This window comes from Leisingera sp. JC11, from assembly GCF_040704725.1.
GTDB lineage: Bacteria > Pseudomonadota > Alphaproteobacteria > Rhodobacterales > Rhodobacteraceae > Leisingera.
The window spans coordinates 56,291-72,810 of the sequence record NZ_JBFCVS010000004.1 but is presented as its reverse complement, the minus strand read 5'-3'; the positions used below and the strand labels follow the sequence as shown (position 1 = coordinate 72,810).

16 protein-coding genes are annotated in these 16,520 nt (G+C 63.6%); 11 read left to right on the top strand and 5 right to left on the bottom strand.

From position 1 onward, the window contains the following. Positions 1–9: 9 nt before the first annotated feature. A complete protein-coding gene (smpB, locus tag AB1A62_RS05975) occupies positions 10–492 on the top strand; it encodes an SsrA-binding protein SmpB (RefSeq protein ID WP_366660613.1) in 483 nt (160 codons plus the stop codon). 2 nt (positions 493–494) lie between these two features. Here smpB and AB1A62_RS05970 read toward each other — a convergent pair whose 3' ends face one another. Further along, positions 495–1,703, bottom strand: coding sequence for a leucine-rich repeat domain-containing protein (locus AB1A62_RS05970; protein ID WP_366660612.1), 1,209 nt, complete (start codon positions 1,701–1,703; stop codon positions 495–497). A gap of 165 nt (positions 1,704–1,868) precedes the next feature. On the opposite strand from AB1A62_RS05970, the gene sseA reads away from it, so the two are divergent. The 3 genes from sseA to AB1A62_RS05955 all read left to right on the top strand — a co-directional run bounded on the left by sseA (position 1,869) and on the right by AB1A62_RS05955 (position 4,400). Continuing rightward, entirely contained in the window at positions 1,869–2,723 is an 855-nt protein-coding gene (gene sseA, locus AB1A62_RS05965; protein WP_366660611.1) for a 3-mercaptopyruvate sulfurtransferase, read from the top strand. Positions 2,724–2,726: 3 nt separating this feature from the next. Then, positions 2,727–3,911, top strand: a complete 1,185-nt coding sequence (locus tag AB1A62_RS05960; RefSeq protein WP_366660610.1) for an amino acid aminotransferase — start codon at positions 2,727–2,729, stop codon at positions 3,909–3,911. 231 nt (positions 3,912–4,142) lie between these two features. After that, a complete protein-coding gene (locus tag AB1A62_RS05955; RefSeq protein ID WP_366660609.1) occupies positions 4,143–4,400 on the top strand; it encodes a hypothetical protein in 258 nt (85 codons plus the stop codon). 145 nt (positions 4,401–4,545) lie between these two features. Here AB1A62_RS05955 and AB1A62_RS05950 read toward each other — a convergent pair whose 3' ends face one another. Continuing rightward, complete coding sequence (locus tag AB1A62_RS05950) at positions 4,546–5,880, bottom strand: ammonium transporter (protein WP_366660608.1); 1,335 nt, start codon at positions 5,878–5,880, stop codon at positions 4,546–4,548. 26 nt (positions 5,881–5,906) lie between these two features. Continuing rightward, positions 5,907–6,245 carry a P-II family nitrogen regulator gene (locus tag AB1A62_RS05945; protein WP_029204925.1) on the bottom strand — a complete coding sequence of 113 codons (339 nt, stop codon included), beginning with the start codon at positions 6,243–6,245 and terminating at the stop codon, positions 5,907–5,909. 271 nt (positions 6,246–6,516) lie between these two features. Between AB1A62_RS05945 and AB1A62_RS05940 the strand changes: the two genes are divergently transcribed. Further along, positions 6,517–8,730 carry a PBP1A family penicillin-binding protein gene (locus AB1A62_RS05940; RefSeq protein WP_366660607.1) on the top strand — a complete coding sequence of 738 codons (2,214 nt, stop codon included), beginning with the start codon at positions 6,517–6,519 and terminating at the stop codon, positions 8,728–8,730. Positions 8,731–8,987: 257 nt separating this feature from the next. Here the strand turns inward: AB1A62_RS05940 and AB1A62_RS05935 are convergent, their stop codons facing one another. Next, positions 8,988–9,584 carry an ABC transporter substrate-binding protein gene (locus AB1A62_RS05935; RefSeq protein ID WP_366660606.1) on the bottom strand — a complete coding sequence of 199 codons (597 nt, stop codon included), beginning with the start codon at positions 9,582–9,584 and terminating at the stop codon, positions 8,988–8,990. 2 nt (positions 9,585–9,586) lie between these two features. After that, positions 9,587–10,339: a VacJ family lipoprotein gene (locus AB1A62_RS05930; RefSeq protein WP_366660605.1), complete on the bottom strand. Its 753-nt coding sequence runs from the start codon at positions 10,337–10,339 to the stop codon at positions 9,587–9,589. A gap of 171 nt (positions 10,340–10,510) precedes the next feature. Between AB1A62_RS05930 and AB1A62_RS05925 the strand changes: the two genes are divergently transcribed. From AB1A62_RS05925 to AB1A62_RS05900, 6 genes are all read left to right on the top strand, one after another. Continuing rightward, positions 10,511–12,244, top strand: a complete 1,734-nt coding sequence (locus AB1A62_RS05925) for a type I secretion system permease/ATPase (protein WP_366660604.1) — start codon at positions 10,511–10,513, stop codon at positions 12,242–12,244. Then, positions 12,241–13,545, top strand: coding sequence for an HlyD family type I secretion periplasmic adaptor subunit (locus AB1A62_RS05920; protein WP_366660603.1), 1,305 nt, complete (start codon positions 12,241–12,243; stop codon positions 13,543–13,545). The genes AB1A62_RS05925 and AB1A62_RS05920 overlap by 4 nt, the downstream gene beginning before the upstream one ends. Before the next feature lie 197 nt (positions 13,546–13,742). Further along, a complete protein-coding gene (locus tag AB1A62_RS05915; protein WP_019297302.1) occupies positions 13,743–14,201 on the top strand; it encodes a RidA family protein in 459 nt (152 codons plus the stop codon). After that, positions 14,198–14,971, top strand: a complete 774-nt coding sequence (locus tag AB1A62_RS05910; protein ID WP_366660602.1) for a glycerophosphodiester phosphodiesterase family protein — start codon at positions 14,198–14,200, stop codon at positions 14,969–14,971. The genes AB1A62_RS05915 and AB1A62_RS05910 overlap by 4 nt, the downstream gene beginning before the upstream one ends. Positions 14,972–15,019: 48 nt before the next feature. Continuing rightward, positions 15,020–16,207 carry a GNAT family N-acetyltransferase gene (locus AB1A62_RS05905; RefSeq protein WP_366660601.1) on the top strand — a complete coding sequence of 396 codons (1,188 nt, stop codon included), beginning with the start codon at positions 15,020–15,022 and terminating at the stop codon, positions 16,205–16,207. Beyond that, the gene (locus tag AB1A62_RS05900; RefSeq protein ID WP_366660600.1) at positions 16,204–16,512 is read left to right on the top strand and encodes a 4a-hydroxytetrahydrobiopterin dehydratase; all 309 of its coding nucleotides are present in this window, start codon (positions 16,204–16,206) and stop codon (positions 16,510–16,512) included. Before AB1A62_RS05905 ends, AB1A62_RS05900 begins: the two co-directional genes overlap by 4 nt. Positions 16,513–16,520 lie beyond the last annotated feature (8 nt).

The window sequence follows — 16,520 nt, the reverse complement described above, 5'->3', positions numbered from 1 at the left end:
CTGCCGCCCATGGCCAAGAAGAAGCAGACATCAGACCCGAACTACAAGGTGATCGCCGAGAACCGGCGTGCGCGCTTCGATTACGCGATCGAGGACGACATCGAATGCGGCATCGTGCTGGAGGGGTCCGAGGTCAAGGCGCTGCGCGGCAACGGCACCAATATCGCGGACTCTTACGCTGCGGTGGAGGAGGGCGAGCTGTGGCTGGTGAATTCCTATATCCCGCCCTATGCGCAAGCCAAGGTGTTCAAGCATGAGGAACGCCGCCGCCGCAAGCTGCTGGTGTCAAAGAAGGAACTGTCGGATCTGTGGAACCTGACCCAGCGCAAGGGCATGACCTTGGTGCCGCTGGTGATCTATTTCAACCACAAGGGCCGCGCCAAGATCAAGCTGGGCATCGCCAAGGGCAAGAAGCTGCACGACAAGCGTGAAACCCAGGCCAAGCGCGACTGGGGCCGCCAGAAGCAGCGGCTGCTGAAGGACGCGCGCTGATCCTAGGGCGCCCTGGTGATGTATCTGGCAATCTGATCCTTTCCCAGAAGCCTCCTTTGAGACCGGCTGTCCGGACCAGCATAGAGGATCCGGAGGTTCTCGGTCTGCAGCAGCGGAAGCAGGATCTCTTGAGGCAGGCCAATGGCGCGCAGGATGGACAGCTTCTTCAGGCCTTTGAGCGGTTCCAGGTCCCGGATGCCCGTCCGGGATATGCCAAGTTCCTTGAGTTCCTGCATGTGCCGGACCGGTGCCAGATTGGTCACCGCAGTGTCAGCGGCTGAGAGTTCCTGCAAGCTTTTCCCTGCAAGCGGCTCAAGGCTGGCGACTGCGCTTCCGTCCAATACCAGTCTGCGAAGCAATTTGAGCTCTGACAGGGGAGTAAGGTCCCGGACTTGTGTGTCTGCCAGGTCCAATTCCGCCAGGCTGCTTGCTCCTGTCAGGGGGGACAGGTCGTCCACGCGGCTGCCTGTCAGGGTCACGGTGTGAAGGGCAGGCTTGTTCTGCAGCCCCTCCAGGCTTTGCAGGCGGCTTCCGTCAGCACGCAGCATTTCCAATCCGCTGGAGGCAGCCAGCGGCGCCAGGCTTTCGACCGGGCATCCGGAGATCCAAACCACGCGCAGTTTCGCGGCAGAGAGCGGTGCCAGATCCGAAATCCCGGTGTTGAAAGCCAGAAGAATCTCCAGCGTTTCGACCTCTTCCAAAGGTGCCAGGTCCCTGACGCCGGAATCGGCGATATTCAGGCTTTGCAGGCGCGTATATCCGCGCAGGAAAGAGAGATCGGTCACCTCCCTGATGCCCCAGACGGACAGGTGCTCGAGTCCGGTCATGCGCGACAGCGGAGTGAAGTCGCGGGCTCGGACAGAATCAAGGCTCAGCCGCCTGAGCTCCGGCAGCCGGGTCAGAGGTGCCAGGTCGGATACCGTGAGTCCCACCAGTGCCAGCTTCTTCAGATTGGGAAGCTGAGCTAAAGGAGACAAATCTACCTGGGCCTCAAATCCCGGCTCTGCCATCAGCGACAGATCGGTCAAATGCTGAAACCGTATCAGCGCCTGCAAGTCTGGCGTGCCTGTGCCTATCCGGACATTTGCCTTTAAATCACTGTCTTTTATGCATGTGCTTCCGAATGCTGTACAGCTGGCATGCACGGGAAACGGTGCGGACAGCCAGGCGGACAACAAGAAAAATGCAAGGAAGCTGCGCAAGCCGGGCATTCGAATACCTTTTCTGAAACGTACAGCAATAATGCAGGTAACTTGTTGCTGCTCCGTAAAACACGCGCAAGATGCTTGCATTGGCAGGTGAGGGGACAGGATAGCTTGCACCGCCCAGCTACGGGATGTACCCATGGCGCTATATGCAGATAGGGAGACGCTTTGATGCAGGACGATCCGAAGACGCTGGTTTCCACGGACTGGCTTGCCGCCCATCTGAAGGACCCGGATCTGCGGGTTCTGGACGCGTCTTGGTATCTGCCGCAGCAGGGCCGGGATGCCAAGGCGGAGTATGATGCTGCCCACATTCCCGGCGCGCGGTTCTTCGATATCGACGAAATTTCCGACAACCGTTCCGACCTGCCGCATATGGTGCCGCCGGTCGAGAAGTTCATGTCCAAGCTGCGGGCCATGGGCGTCGGCGACGGCCACCAGGTGGTGGTCTATGACGGCGCCGGGCTGTTCTCCGCCGCCCGTGTCTGGTGGCTGTTCCGGCTGATGGGGCAGACCAATGTTGCGGTGCTGGACGGCGGCTTTCCGAAATGGCAGGCCGAGGGCCACCCGGTCGAGGACCTGCCGCCGGTGATCCGCGACCGCCATATGACTGTGCGGGTGCAGAACCATATGGTGCGCGATGTGACTCAGGTCTCTGCCGCCGCCAAGCTGGGCGATCATGAAATCATCGACGCCCGCTCCGCCGAGCGCTATCGCGGCGATGCGCCGGAGCCGCGCGAGGGCTTGCGTGCCGGACACATCCCCGGCTCGCGCAATGTGCCCTTTGGCCAGGTGCTGAAGGCCGATGGCACCATGAAAGACGCCGATGGCATCCGCGCTGCCTTTGAGGCCGCTGGCGTCGACCTGAGCAAACCTGCGATTACTTCCTGCGGATCGGGCGTTACCGCTGCCATCCTCAGCCTCGCCTTGGAGCGCATCGGCAAGACCGATCATTCGCTCTATGACGGGTCCTGGGTGGAATGGGGTGCCTTCCCGACCCTTCCCGTTGCTACCGGAGAGAACTGAGCAATGTTCGAAACCCTGAAACCCCAGCCCGCCGACAAGATCCTGGCGCTGATGCAGATGTACCGCGACGACCCGCGCGCGGACAAGATCGACCTTGGCGTCGGCGTCTACAAGAACGCCGAGGGCGTCACCCCGGTGATGCGCGCGATCAAGGCGGCGGAGCACAAGCTGTGGGAAGAGCAGACCAGCAAGTCCTATGTCGGTTTGGCCGGCGATCCGGCTTACTCGGATGCGATGATCAAGCTGATCCTGGGCGATGCGGTTTCGCGTGAGAACATTGCGGCAGCGGCCACGCCCGGCGGCACCGGCGCGGTGCGGCAGGCGTTTGAGCTGATCAAGATGGCTAACCCCAAGGCGCGCGTCTTTGTGTCGGATCCGACCTGGCCGAACCACGTGTCGATCCTGAACTATGTCGGCATCGAAACCGTCGTTTACCGCTATTTCGACCGCGACACCCGCGGCGTGAACTTCGACGGCATGATGGAAGACCTGAAAGGCGCGCAAAAAGGTGACGTGGTGCTGCTGCATGGCTGCTGCCACAACCCGACCGGTGCCAACCTCAACGAGGTGCAGTGGAAAGAGGTCATCGCGCTGTTGAACGAGCGCGGCCTGATCCCGATGATCGACATTGCCTATCAGGGTTTTGGCGACGGCCTGGAAGAGGATGCACTGGGCGTGCGCCTGGTGGCTTCCAGCTGCCCCGAAGTGCTGATTGCGGCCAGCTGCTCCAAGAACTTCGGCATCTACCGCGAGCGTACCGGCCTGCTGATGGCGGTGTCCAACGACGCGGGCGCTCAGGCGCTGAACCAGGGCACCCTGGCGTTCCTGAACCGGCAGAACTACTCCTTCCCGCCCGATCACGGCGCGCGCCTGGTGACCATGATCCTGAACGATGACGCACTGCGCGCCGACTGGGCCGCTGAGCTGGAAGAGGTGCGCCTTGGAATGCTGGGCCTGCGCCAGAGCCTCGCGGATGAGCTGCAGCGCCTGACCGGCTCCGACCGGTTCAGCTTCATTGCCCAGCACCGCGGCATGTTCTCGCTCCTCGGCACCACGCCGGAGCTGGTGGAGAAGATGCGGGTCGACAATGGCATTTACATGGTCGGCGACAGCCGTCTGAATATCGCGGGCCTCAACGCGCAGACTGTGCCGGTGCTGGCCAAGGCGATTGTTGACGCCGGCGTCTGAGCCTGAGCCACTTTGAAATTTAAGAAACGCGCCCTTTTGCGGGGCGCGTTTTTTCTTGGAGAGGCGCCTAAGGCTTTTCAGAAAAATTTTGCGCGCAGGGGCTGTGATTGGCGGCTATGCGAAGGCAGGACGGCGCTTGACGTTAGGTCATGTTCAATTGGGCGACGGAAGCACCAAGGCTTCGCGTTTGTGCTTGCGGAAGTCATACGCAACACAGCCTAGGAGACCGAAATGACCCTCGCAAAATCCGCCTTCGCCGTGATCCTGTCCGCGGCCGTTGCCCTGCCGCTGGCCGCCCCGGCCTTTGCTGCAAACGGCGAAGTTGTCGACCGGGTGGAAAACCGTGCCGACCGCCGCGAGAACCGCCGGGATGAAGCCGTCGACACGGGTGTCTGGGACGTGGTGGAGGATCATCTGGACCGCGCCGAAGACCGCCGCGACTACCGCGACCAGAAGGCGCCCAAGGTGATTGTTGTCCCGCAGGGCTGACCCCTTTCCGCGCCGTGCCAGCGGCGCCCGGCCCAAAAGCGAGGGGTCATTTCTTGATGATCCTGCAACTGGCGGGAGCCCTCCGCCGAAACGCAAACGCGGCGCCTGAAACAGGCGCCGCGTAATTTTGTCAGCAGGGCTGGACTTAGCTCGGCGAGAATTCCGGGTAAGCTTCCATGCCCAGTTCCGCCATGTCGAGCCCGTTGACCTCATTCTCTTCCTCGACCCGGATGCCAGTGGTGGCACGCAGGATGATCCAGACCACGGCAGAGGCTGCAACGGTGAACACACCCACCACGGCGATGCCGGTCAGCTGAGTCAGCAGGCTGGCTTCGGGGTTCGACAGCACCACGGCCACAGTGCCCCAGATGCCGCAGAGCAGGTGCACCGGGATGGCGCCAACCACGTCGTCGATCTGCAGCTTGTCCAGGAACGGCACGGCGAAGACTACGATCACGCCGCCTATGGCACCGATCAGGGTGGCCAGGCCCAGGCCCGGGGTCAGCGGCTCGGCAGTGATAGCCACCAGGCCGGCCAGCGCGCCGTTCAGGATCATGGTCAGGTCCGGTTTCTTGAACAGGAGCTGCGTCAGGATCAGAGCTGCCACCGCGCCGCCAGCCGCGGCAGCATTGGTGTTGGAGAAGATGCGGCTGATATCAGCTACGTCGCCGATCGAGCCCATCGCCAGCTGCGAGCCGCCGTTGAAGCCGAACCAGCCCATCCACAGGATGAAAGTGCCGAGTGTTGCCAGTGCCAGGTTGGAGCCGGGCATCGGAATGGTCTTGCCGTCCTTATACTTGCCGATGCGGGGCCCAAGGATCAGCGCGCCGGTCAGTGCGGCCCAGCCGCCCACGGAGTGCACCACGGTGGAGCCGGCGAAGTCCAGGAAGCCCATCTCCTCCAGGAAGCCGCCACCCCATTTCCAGCTGGCCTGGAACGGGTAGATCACGGCAGTTAGAATGATGGTGAAGATCAGGAACGGCCACAGCTTGATGCGTTCCGCCAGGGTGCCCGACACGATCGAGGCGGTGGCGGCGCAGAACATCAGCTGAAAGAAGAAGTCCGAGCCGGTGGCGGCATAGGAATAATCATCCGCGCCTTCGGCGGTGATCCCAACCGCCTCCAGCACGCCGGGGCCAAAGACGCCGGACAGGACGCCGTCGACGGCCCAGTTGCCCAGCGGATACATCAGGTTGTAGCCGATCAGCCAGTAGAACACGGCTGCCAATGAGAACAGCGCCATGTTCTTGGTCAGCTGCATAGTAACGTTTTTGGAGCGTACCAGGCCCGCCTCGAGCATGGCAAAACCCGCTGCCATCCAGAACACCAGGCAGCCGCCGATCAGGAACAGCAGCGAGTTCAGGATGAACACGGTGTCGGTTGCGGGGTTCACGCCCGGGGCCGGGCCGTCCTGGGCCAGCGCCAGGCCCGGCAGCGCGCTCAGCGCCAGAGCCGCAAGGGGGAGTTTCAGGGTCTTCATAAGTCTTTCCTCCATGCCGGGCGCGCTTACAGCGCCTCGAGATTGGTTTCGCCGGTGCGCACCCGCAGGGCCTGTTCCACATCCAGAACAAAAATCTTACCGTCGCCGATCTTGCCGGTGCGGGCGGTCTCGGAAATTGCGCTGACGGCCTGTTCGGCCTGATCGGCAGGCACAACCAGTTCCAGCTTCAGTTTCGGCACGAAATTCACTTCGTACTCGGCGCCGCGGTAAATCTCTGTATGGCCCGCCTGGGCGCCAAAGCCCTTGATTTCGGTGACCATCAGCCCGCTCACGCCAAGACCGGTCAGCGCCTCGCGGACCTCGTCCAGCTTGAAGGGCTTGATGGCGGCAACGATCATTTTCATCTCTGCATCCCTTTGTTTCGCGCTGCCCCGGCCCCATGCCGATGCATTGTGCACCTGCAGCAAAACCGCCGCCCCGAGTCGTGCAAAGCGAACGCCAGCAAATTTCCGCGCGTCTTTCTGCGGGCGCACAATAATTTTGCGCCTTTTGACCGGTTCGCTTAAAAACCGGCCATCTGGCAAAGGGGGAAAGGTCCGGATTCTGCCCCCTCTACAATCCGGCACAGGCAGGGTATTGTCGCCGGACAACGGGCAAACCGGGCAGGAACAGACGATGGCACAAGGATCCGGGCGCAAGCCTCTGGTGGCAGAGAAACGCTATTCCGCGGGCGGCAAGGGCAAACCACCCGCTAAGAAACCTGCGCGCAGGAAGCCCGCGTCCAAGGCCAAGAAGCCGGGGCTGCTGGCGCGGCTGTTCGGCCGCAAGAAGACCCGCGCGAGGCCGGTGCGCAAGAAACGCGGTGTAATCGGCTGGCTGCTGGCGCCCTTTGCCTTCGCCTTCCGGCTGGTCTGGGGCTTTACCTGGCGTGTCGGCATGGTGGTCTGCGGGCTGGTCGGGCTGGCGGTGGCCTTTCAGTATGCCCGCCTGCCCGAGGTTTCGGCCTATCTGGACGGCCGCGCCCGCGGTTCCGTCACCATTCTGGACCGCGAGGGCGAGGTTTTTGCCTGGCGCGGCGATCAGTTCGGCGGCGTGGTGACGGCGGACACGGTCTCGCCGCATCTGAAGAACGCGATCGTCGCGACTGAGGACAAGCGGTTCTACCGCCACCTCGGCCTTTCTCCGCGCGGCATTGCCGGCGCTGTGCGCATCAATCTGAGCGAAGGCCGCGGGCCGCTGTCGGGCCATGGCGGCTCCACCATCACCCAGCAGGCTGCGAAACTCCTGTGCCTCGGCAAGATCTATGATCCGGCTGAATGGAAGAGCGAAAGCGCTTATGAGGCCGACTGCCGCAAGGGCTCGCTGTGGCGCAAGGGGACAGAGGCGATCTTTGCCCTGGCGATGGAAGCCAAATACACCAAGGACGAGATCCTCTCGATCTACATGAACCGCGCCTACATGGGCGGCGGCGCATACGGGGCGGAGGCCGCCGCGCAGCGCTATTTCGGCAAATCGGCAAATCAGCTGAACCCGGCCGAAGGCGCGATGCTAGCGGGCCTGCTGACCGCGCCCTCGACGCTGGCGCCGACAAACAACCTGCAGCGCTCGCAGGACAGGGCCGCCACCGTGCTGCGGCTGATGCAGGAGCAGGGCTACCTGACGACCGCTGAAATGCAGAAGTACCAGGACAATCCGGCAGAGCTGAGCGAAGCCGCGGCGGCGCGGGCAGGCGGCTATTTTGCCGACTGGGTGATGGACAGCATTCCGGACTTCCTGGGCGATCAGACCACCGAGGATGTGGTGATCCGCTCCACCATGGACCAGCGTCTGCAGGCTGCTGCAGAAGAGGCGCTGAAATACGTTTTCGAGAACAAGGTCCGCGAAGGCTCCAAGGCGCAGGCGGCGATTGTGGTGATGAGCGCCGATGGCGCGGTGCGCGCCATGGTGGGCGGGCGCAAGACCCGCGTGTCGGGTGTGTTCAACCGGGCCACCCAGGCGAAGCGGCAGACCGGGTCGGCGTTCAAGCCCTTTGTCTATGCCACCGCGCTTGAGCTTGGCTATTCGCCGTATGACCGGGTGCTGGATGCAAAATACTGCCTGAACATTCCCGGCTCCGGCCAGTGGTGCCCCGACAACTATACCCGCAAGTTCTATGGCGAAGTGACGCTGGCGCGGGCGCTCCGCGACTCGTTGAACGTTCCGGCAGTGAAGATTTCGGAGGCGGTGGGCCGCGACAAGGTGAGCCGGGTGGCCAAGGACTTCGGCATCGACAGCGACCTGGCCGCCGGGCCGTCGCTGGCGCTGGGGGCGTCCGAAAGCTCGCTCTTGGAAATGACCGGGGCCTATGCTGGCATTCTTAACGGCGGCTCCTCGGTGACGCCTTATGGCATGACAGAGCTGAAGCTGGTCGAGGACAATGAGGCGCTGATGGGGGCCAGCGGCGGCATTGGCGAACGGGTGATCCGCCCCGAGGCAGCGCAGCAGCTGGTCTGGATGATGGAGAAGGTGATTGCCGGCGGCACCGGCCAGCGGGCGCAGATCCCGGGCTGGCAGGCTGCGGGCAAATCCGGCACCACTTCGGCCGCCAAGGACGCTTGGTTCATCGGCTTCACCGCCGATTACGTGGCTGGTGTCTGGATGGGCTATGACGACAACACGCCGCTGTCGGGGGTGACCGGCGGCGGCCTGCCGGCCGAGATCTGGCGCGAGACCATGGTGCGGGTGCATGAAGGGCTGGAGCCGAAGCCGCTGCCGATGCTGGAGCCCGCCGCGATCGCACCGCCGCCGCAGGAGACCCGCCGCGAGCGCCGCCGCCGCCAGGGGCCGAACCTTGGCCAGGAGCTGGGCCGCGCGGTCGACAATATCCTGCGCGACATCCTGGGCAACTGACGGGGTCACCGGCTCGGGGCGCTCCCGCCTGGCTCAGGCCCCCTCGCGGGGGCATCGCCAGTTGGGCCCGGCGCCGCACCTGGGTGCGGCGTGCGCCCGGCCCGACGGGCCGGGTGCCGGACCCAACATGAGCAAGGCATCTTTAATGCCGCAGCGAAGGGCGGGAGTGCCGCGCAGCACCTGGAGCAGCAGGCACACTGTCCAAAAGAAAAGGCCCCCCGGAGGGAGCCTGTCTCAATGTCCGGAATGGTGCCGGTTCAGCTCAGGCGCTGAAGTTCGGCGATCAGCGCGTCAATGTCGCCCTTCTTGCTGTCCAGGATCGCGCCGATCTCGGTGCGTTCGGTCAGCAGCAGGTTCACACCCTCGATGAACATGTTGAAGAACAGGTCGCGGCCGGAGCGGTCCGACACCAGGAAGGTCACTTCAAAAGGTGACTGGCCTTTAAGGTAGGCAATGGTGCTCACCTCATACCATTTCTTCACCTTCTTGACGCCCTTCACCTCCAGCTTGCCGCCGATGAACTCGCGGAAGCGCTTGCCGTATTTTCGTGAGATGTAGCCCTGGAAAGCCTTGGAGAAAGCCTTCTTCTGGGCAGAGGTTGCCCGGCGCCCATCCACTCCCAGCGCGTAGGCCGCAATATAAGAGGTGTCGCTGTAGCGCTGAAAGATCCGCTCGAAGTCGCGGAACATGGCGTTTTCGCCCTTGCCGGAGTCGATCACCCGGTTGATGTCGGTAACAAGGCTGTTGATCAGCTTGCTGGCGCTGTTCTCGGTCAGTGCCCACAGGGCCTGCGGAGCTGCAACCAGGGCTGTAGCGCCGGCGCCGAGGCCAGTCAGGAATTTGCGGCGGTCCATATTCAAAATCCTTCAGTGTTCAGTTCGAACGGGTCGATTTCCTGGATCTCCTCGCCATCCCCCAGCTCGAACCGGCGGTTCTGCAGGTAGATCAGGCGTGACTGCGCATAGCTGTCGGCGCTCTCGTAAAGAATCGAGTCGATCGTGTCGGAATAGTTGCCACGATCGCCCATGCGACGCACGATCTCGGCGTAGATGGTGATATTGTCGGCAGTATTCTGCTCGGCGTAGCCCAGCGGATTGGTGAAGAAGTCGACGGCAACCCCCACTGCATCGCGGCTGGTGGACGGGCCGAGCAGCGGCAGCTCCACATAGGCGCCTTCGCCAACGCCCCATTTGTGCAGGGTCTCGCCGAAATCGGTATCCACCTGCGGTACCTGGAATTCGGTGGCCGGGTCGGCGAGGCCGGCAAAGCCGACGGTCGAGTTGATGACAAAGCGCGAGAAGGCGTTGCCAGCAGTCCTCAAATCGCCCTGCAGCAGCGCGTTGACCATCTGCCCCGGCATCGACAGGTTCTCGGCAAAATACGAGAAGCTGGTCACCATCGGCGCCGGAACGATCTTCACATAGCCTTTGGAAGCGGGGCGGAAGGCCAGCCGGTCGACGCCGCGGTTGAAGGCGTGAATGGTGCGGTTGGTCCGCTCATAGGGATCGAACACTTCGCCGGAGGCGCGCGCGACCGGGTCCTGAGTGGCGCAGCCAGCGGCAAAAGCGGCCAAAATCAGCGCAGATACAAATTTAATCGGTCGCAACATCAAGGGCATTCGGATAAGTGTCCAATTGGTACTGGAATAGGCGCGTCGGGGGGCAGATAAGGGTTCTCTTGCCGTTTTCCAGTCTGATTACATTTTTTCACCGGCTTGTGCCACAACTGGTACAATTCCAGTCCGGACCTGAAGCCAACGAACCACTATTGCAGTCTGAGTATGAATAAAAGCCTTTACAAAAACGGGTATGATGAACTGCGCCAGGTGCGGCGGCAGAGCCGCGGCCTGTACTGGTTCACCGGGATTTTCAGTTTCTTCGTGAATCTTCTGATGCTGACCGGCCCGCTTTACATGATGCAGGTTTATGACCGGGTGCTGGGCAGCCGTTCGGAGGCGACGCTGCTGGCGCTTTCGCTTCTGGTGGTGTTCCTTTACGGCATGATGGGGCTGCTGGACTATGCCCGCGGCCGGATCATGGCGCGGGTGGGCGCGCGGTTCCAGGCGGCGCTGGACAAGCGGGTGTTCGACGCGATGATCCGCCGCTCGGCGGTGGCGCAGGACCCGGTGGCGCAGACCGGCCTCAGCGATCTGGAAGCGGTGCAGCGGCTGATCGCCTCGCCTGTACTGACCGCGGCCTTCGACCTGCCCTGGACGCCGGTGTTCCTCGCGGGCATTGCGCTGTTCCACCCCTGGCTGGGCCTGCTGGCGCTGGCGGGCGGTGCGGTGCTGGTGGTGATTGCGCTGTTGAACCAGATGTTCACCCGGCTGCCGCAGCAGAAGGCGAGCATGACCGGCCACAAGGCCAATCTGATGTCCGAGGAGATCCGCAACGAGGCGGAGATGATCCAGTCGATGGGCATGCGCGGGGCATCGTTCGAGCGCTGGAAACAGGCCCGCGATGCGGCGCTGACCGACAGTGTGACGGCCAATGACACAGGCGGCGGCTTTACCACGCTGACCAAGACTCTGCGCCTGTTCCTGCAGTCGGCGATGCTGGGTCTGGGCGCCTATCTGGTGCTGCAGAACGAGGTGACGCCGGGCGCGATGATCGCAGGCTCCATCCTGATGGGCCGGGCGCTGGCGCCGATTGAGCTGGGGCTGGGCCAATGGGTGCTGGTGCAGCGGGCGCTGAAGGGCTGGCACAATCTGGCGGAGCTGCTGGACAAGGTGCCGGAGGAAGACGCGCGCACTGCGCTGCCCAAGCCGAAGGCCCTGCTGGAAGTGCAGGGGCTGGCAGTGGTGCCGCCGGGCAGCAATACGCCGCTGCTGCGCAACGTTCATTTCCAGGTGCAGCCGGGCCAGGCAATCGGGGTGATCGGGCCGTCGGGGTCGGGGAAGTCGACACTGGCCCGCGCCTTGACCGGTGTGTGGCGGCCCGCAGCCGGTTCTGTCCGGCTGGACGGCGCCTCGCTGGACCAGTATGCGCCCGATGTGCTGGGCGGCCATATCGGCTACCTGCCGCAGCGGGTGCAGGTGTTTGACGGCACCATCGCCCAGAACATCGCCCGCCTCAATCAGCAGCCCGACGCCGAGAAAGTGGTGGAAGCCGCCCGCAAAGCCGCCGCGCATGAGATGATCCTGAAACTTCCCGAAGGTTATGACACCCGCGTCAACGCCACCGGCGGGCGGCTGTCGGGCGGGCAGATGCAGCGGGTCGGGCTGGCCCGCGCGCTGTTCGACGATCCGGTGATCGTGATCCTGGACGAGCCGAACTCCAACCTCGACAACGAAGGTTCGATTGCATTGAACCAGGCGATCAAGCAGATCAAGGCTGAGGGGCGGTCGGTGCTGATCATGGCGCACCGCCCGGCGGCGATTCAGGAATGCGATATGCTGCTGGTGATCGACAAAGGGACCCAGACCGCCTTTGGCCCCAAGGACAAGGTGCTGCAGGAAATGGTCGCCAACCATCAGAACATCCGCCAGGCGACTGGCACGGGAGGGGTTCGATGAGCGTGGAGAACAACTGGCCCGCGCGGCGCCCGCTGATCATCGGCCTGATTGCGCTTCTGGTGCTGGTGGGCGGTTTCGGCTCCTGGTCGGTGCTGTCGTCGATTTCCGGCGCAGTGGTGGCCTCCGGCCGCATCGAGGTCGACCGCAACCGCCAGGTGGTGCAGCATCTGGACGGCGGCATCGTTGCCGAGATCCTGGTGGACGAGGGCGACACCGTGGCCGAGGGCGAAACGCTGATCCGGCTGGACGCCAATGAGCTGACCTCTCAGCTGGTGATCACAGAAGGCCAGCTGTTCGAGCTGATGGCGCGGCGCGGCCGGCTGGAGGCGGAGCGCGATGAAGCTGACGAGATAACCTTTGATCCGGAAGTGCTGAAGGCAGCCGAGACCCAGCCGCAAGTCGAGGACCTGGTGGAAGGCCAGCGGCGTCTGTTCCAGGCCCGCAGGGACACCACCGCGCGCGAGATCGAGCAACTGGAGAAGCGCCGGTCGCAGATCGAGGAGCAGATCCGCGGTATCAAGGCGCAGCAGACCTCGCTGAAGGTGCAGCTGGACCTGATCGGCGAGGAACTGGGCAACCAGCAGTCGCTGTTGGACCGCGGCCTGGCACAGGCGGCGACGGTGCTGAACCTGCGCCGTACCCAGGCCAGCCTGGACGGGCAGCTGGGCGAGCTGGTGGCCGCGGAGGCGCAGGCCGAGGGGCGGATAACAGAGATCGACATTGAAATCCTGAAACTGGGCAGCGGCCAGCGCGAGGAAGCGATCACCCGTCTGCGCGACCTGCGCTATCAGGAGCTGGAGCTGGCCGAGACCCGCCGCTCGCTGCAGCAGCGGCTGGCTCGGCTGGACATCACCGCCCCGGTCTCGGGCGTTGTCTACGGGCTGCAGGTGCAGACCCCGCGCTCAGTGATCCGTCCGGCCGATCCGGTGCTCTACCTGGTGCCGCAGGACCGGCCGCTGGTGATCGCGGCGCAGGTGGCGCCGACCGATATCGACCAGCTGTTCACCGGGCAGGAAGTGACCCTGCGCTTCTCGGCCCTGGATCAGCGCTCGACGCCGGAACTGTTCGGCCATGTAACCCAGGTGTCCGCGGACGCGTTTGAGGATCAGGGCAGCGGCATTTCCTATTACCGGGCCGAGATTGAGCTCAACCCCGGCGAACAGGGCCGCCTGCCAGCGGGCACGGTGCTGATTCCGGGGATGCCGGTGGAAAGCTACATCCGCACCGCCGACCGCTCGCCGCTGGCCTATCTGGTCAAGCCGCTGGCGGATTATTTCAATAAGGCCTTCCGTGAAAGCTGAGCGCACAGCTGGAATTCGGTGCGAATTTTGGCCATGACAATCGATTTTTCATGGCTATTTCCCTCGCAGGGAAACAGTTTGGCGCGAGCTATTGCTCTCAGCGGCGGAAAGCCTCGGCCGGGCTTCGCATTTTCCCTTTCCGAAATCCGCAGCTGCGGGTAGCGTCCCGGCCAGCAAAGACTCGGAAGGAATGCGCCATGAGCATCGAAGCAAAACTGAAAGAGCTGGGTGTGACCCTGCCTGACGCGCCGGCACCGGCGGCCAACTATGTGCCCTATGTGGTTGCAGGCGACATGGTCTATATCTCCGGCCAGATTTCGGCGGACGAAAACGGGCTGATCACCGGCACCCTGGGCGCGGACATGGATGTCGACGCAGGCCAGGCGGCGGCCAAGCGCTGCGCCATTGCGCTGCTGGCACAGCTGAAGGCGGCCTGCGGCGGCGACCTAGAGCGTCTGGTCCGCGTCGTGAAACTGGGCGCATTTGTCAATTCGACGGCGGATTTCACCCAGCAGCCGCAGGTGGTGAACGGCGCCTCCGACTTCCTGGTCGAAGCGCTGGGCGACATCGGCCGCCACGCGCGCTCTGCCGTCAGCTCCCCCTCACTGCCGCTGGGCGTTGCGGTGGAAATTGACGGCGTGTTCCAGATCAAATGACGCCGTCCCTGCCTGCCGCCTTCCTGACTGTCCCGCTGGCCCACCGTGCGCTGCATGATGCTGCGGACGGGCGCCCGGAAAACAGCCGTGCTGCGATCCGTGCAGCAATCGCGGCAGGCTATGGGATCGAGATCGATTTGCAGCTGTCCCGCGACGGCTGCGCCATGGTCTTTCATGACTATGATCTGGACCGGCTGGCCGACGGCACCGGTCCGGTCAGGGCCCGCAGCCGCGACGAGCTGCGCGCCATCCCGCTGAAGGGCGGCGATGGCGAGGGCATCCCGGATCTTGCGGAGGTGCTGGAGCTGGTTGCAGGCCGGGTGCCGCTGCTGATCGAGCTGAAGGACCAGCATGGCGAAATGGGGATCACCGATGGCGTGCTTGAGCAGGCCGCGGCTGAAGCTCTGCAAAGATACGCAGGCCCCGTGGCGCTGATGTCCTTCAACCCCAATTCCGTGGCGGAGCTGGCCAGTCTGGCACCAGACACAGCCCGCGGAATCACCACCAGCGCCTACGATCCGGCGGACTGGCAGGAACTGCCCAAGGCGGTCTGCGATGACCTGCGCGGCATTCCTGATTTTGACCGCAGCGGGTCCAGCTTCATCAGCCACGAGGCAGGCGACCTTGCCCGGCCGCGGGTGCAGGCGCTTCGCAACAGCGGGGTACCGGTGCTGTGCTGGACCGTCAGATCGCCCGCCGAGGAAGCCGCGGCGCGTGCCTTTGCCGACAATGTGACATTTGAACAGTACCTTTCACCGCTAACATCTTGATCGCGCTGGGCCGCACCCCACATCTTTGAAACGGTGCGGAGGAAATGCATGTCTCAGGCGCAGATCGAAATCCGGGTGCTGGCGTCGCTGTCGCAGATCGCGGCAGAGGACTGGGACGCCTGCGCCTGTCCGGAGGCGGCAGGCGGCGGGCGGCCGCTGGACCCCTTCACCACCTACAGGTTCCTTAGCGCGCTGGAAGAGAGCGGTTCGGTCGGTCCAGGCACCGGCTGGCAGCCGCAGTATCTGACCGCCTATCAGGAGGGCCGCCTGATCGCCTGCGCGCCGCTCTATGCCAAGGGGCACAGCCAGGGCGAATACATCTTCGACCACAACTGGGCGCATGCCTATGAGCAGGCCGGCGGCCATTATTACCCCAAGCTGCAGATCGCGGTGCCCTTTACCCCGGCCACCGGACGGCGGTTCCTGGTGCGCCCGGGTTTTGACGGCATCGGCCATTCGGCGCTGTTGCAGGGGGCGGTGCAGCTGGCGGCGGACAACAACCTGTCCTCCCTGCATGTGACCTTCTGCACCCAGGACGAGGCACGGCTGGGCGAGGAGATGGGGCTGATGCTGCGGACCACGCAGCAGTTCCATTGGCAGAACGATGGTTACTCCGATTTTGAGGCGTTCATGCGGGCGCTGTCCTCCCGCAAGCGCAAGAACATCCGCAAGGAGCGGATGCAGGCGCAGTGCTTTGGCGGCGATATCCGCGTCTATCAGGGTGACGGTCTGCGCCCCGAGCACTGGGATGCCTTCTGGGAGTTCTACCAGGACACCGGCGCGCGCAAATGGGGCTCGCCCTACCTGACCCGGCAGTTCTTTGACATTGCGCACCGCACGATGGCGGATGATATCGCTCTGATTCTGGCCAAACGCAACGGGCGCTATGTGGCGGGCGCGCTGAATTTCTTAGGCAGCAAAACGCTTTACGGCCGCTACTGGGGCTGCGTCGAACAGCACCCCTGCCTGCATTTCGAGCTGTGCTATTATCAGGCTATTGAGCTGGCGATTGCCTTGGGCCTTGACCGGGCAGAAGCCGGCGCACAGGGTGAACACAAGCTTGCGCGCGGCTACATGCCGTGCCAGACACACAGCTTGCACTGGATCGGCGATCCCGGGTTTGCCGGGGCCGTCGGACGCTACCTCGAGGCTGAGCGGGCCGCCACCGAGGAAGAAATTGAAATCCTGACCGACTACGGCCCGTTCCGCAAAGCCCATGTGGAGGAGCAAGAATGACGGAAAAACTGTCCGACGCCACCCGCGGCCCGCTGCTGGAGCCGCTGTTCGCCACCGGCTGGGAGATGGTGGAAGGCCGCGATGCCATCACCAAGACTTTCAAATTCAACAACTTCGCTGACGCCTTCGGCTGGATGACCCGTGCCGCGATCTGGGCCGAGAAGTGGAACCATCACCCGGAATGGAGCAATGTCTACAACCGGGTGACGGTGGTGCTGACCACCCATGACGTGGACGGGATCAGCGCCCAGGACGCAAAGCTGGCGCGCAAGATGGACGGGCTGTTCGGCGAGCCGCAGGAGTGATCCGGGCT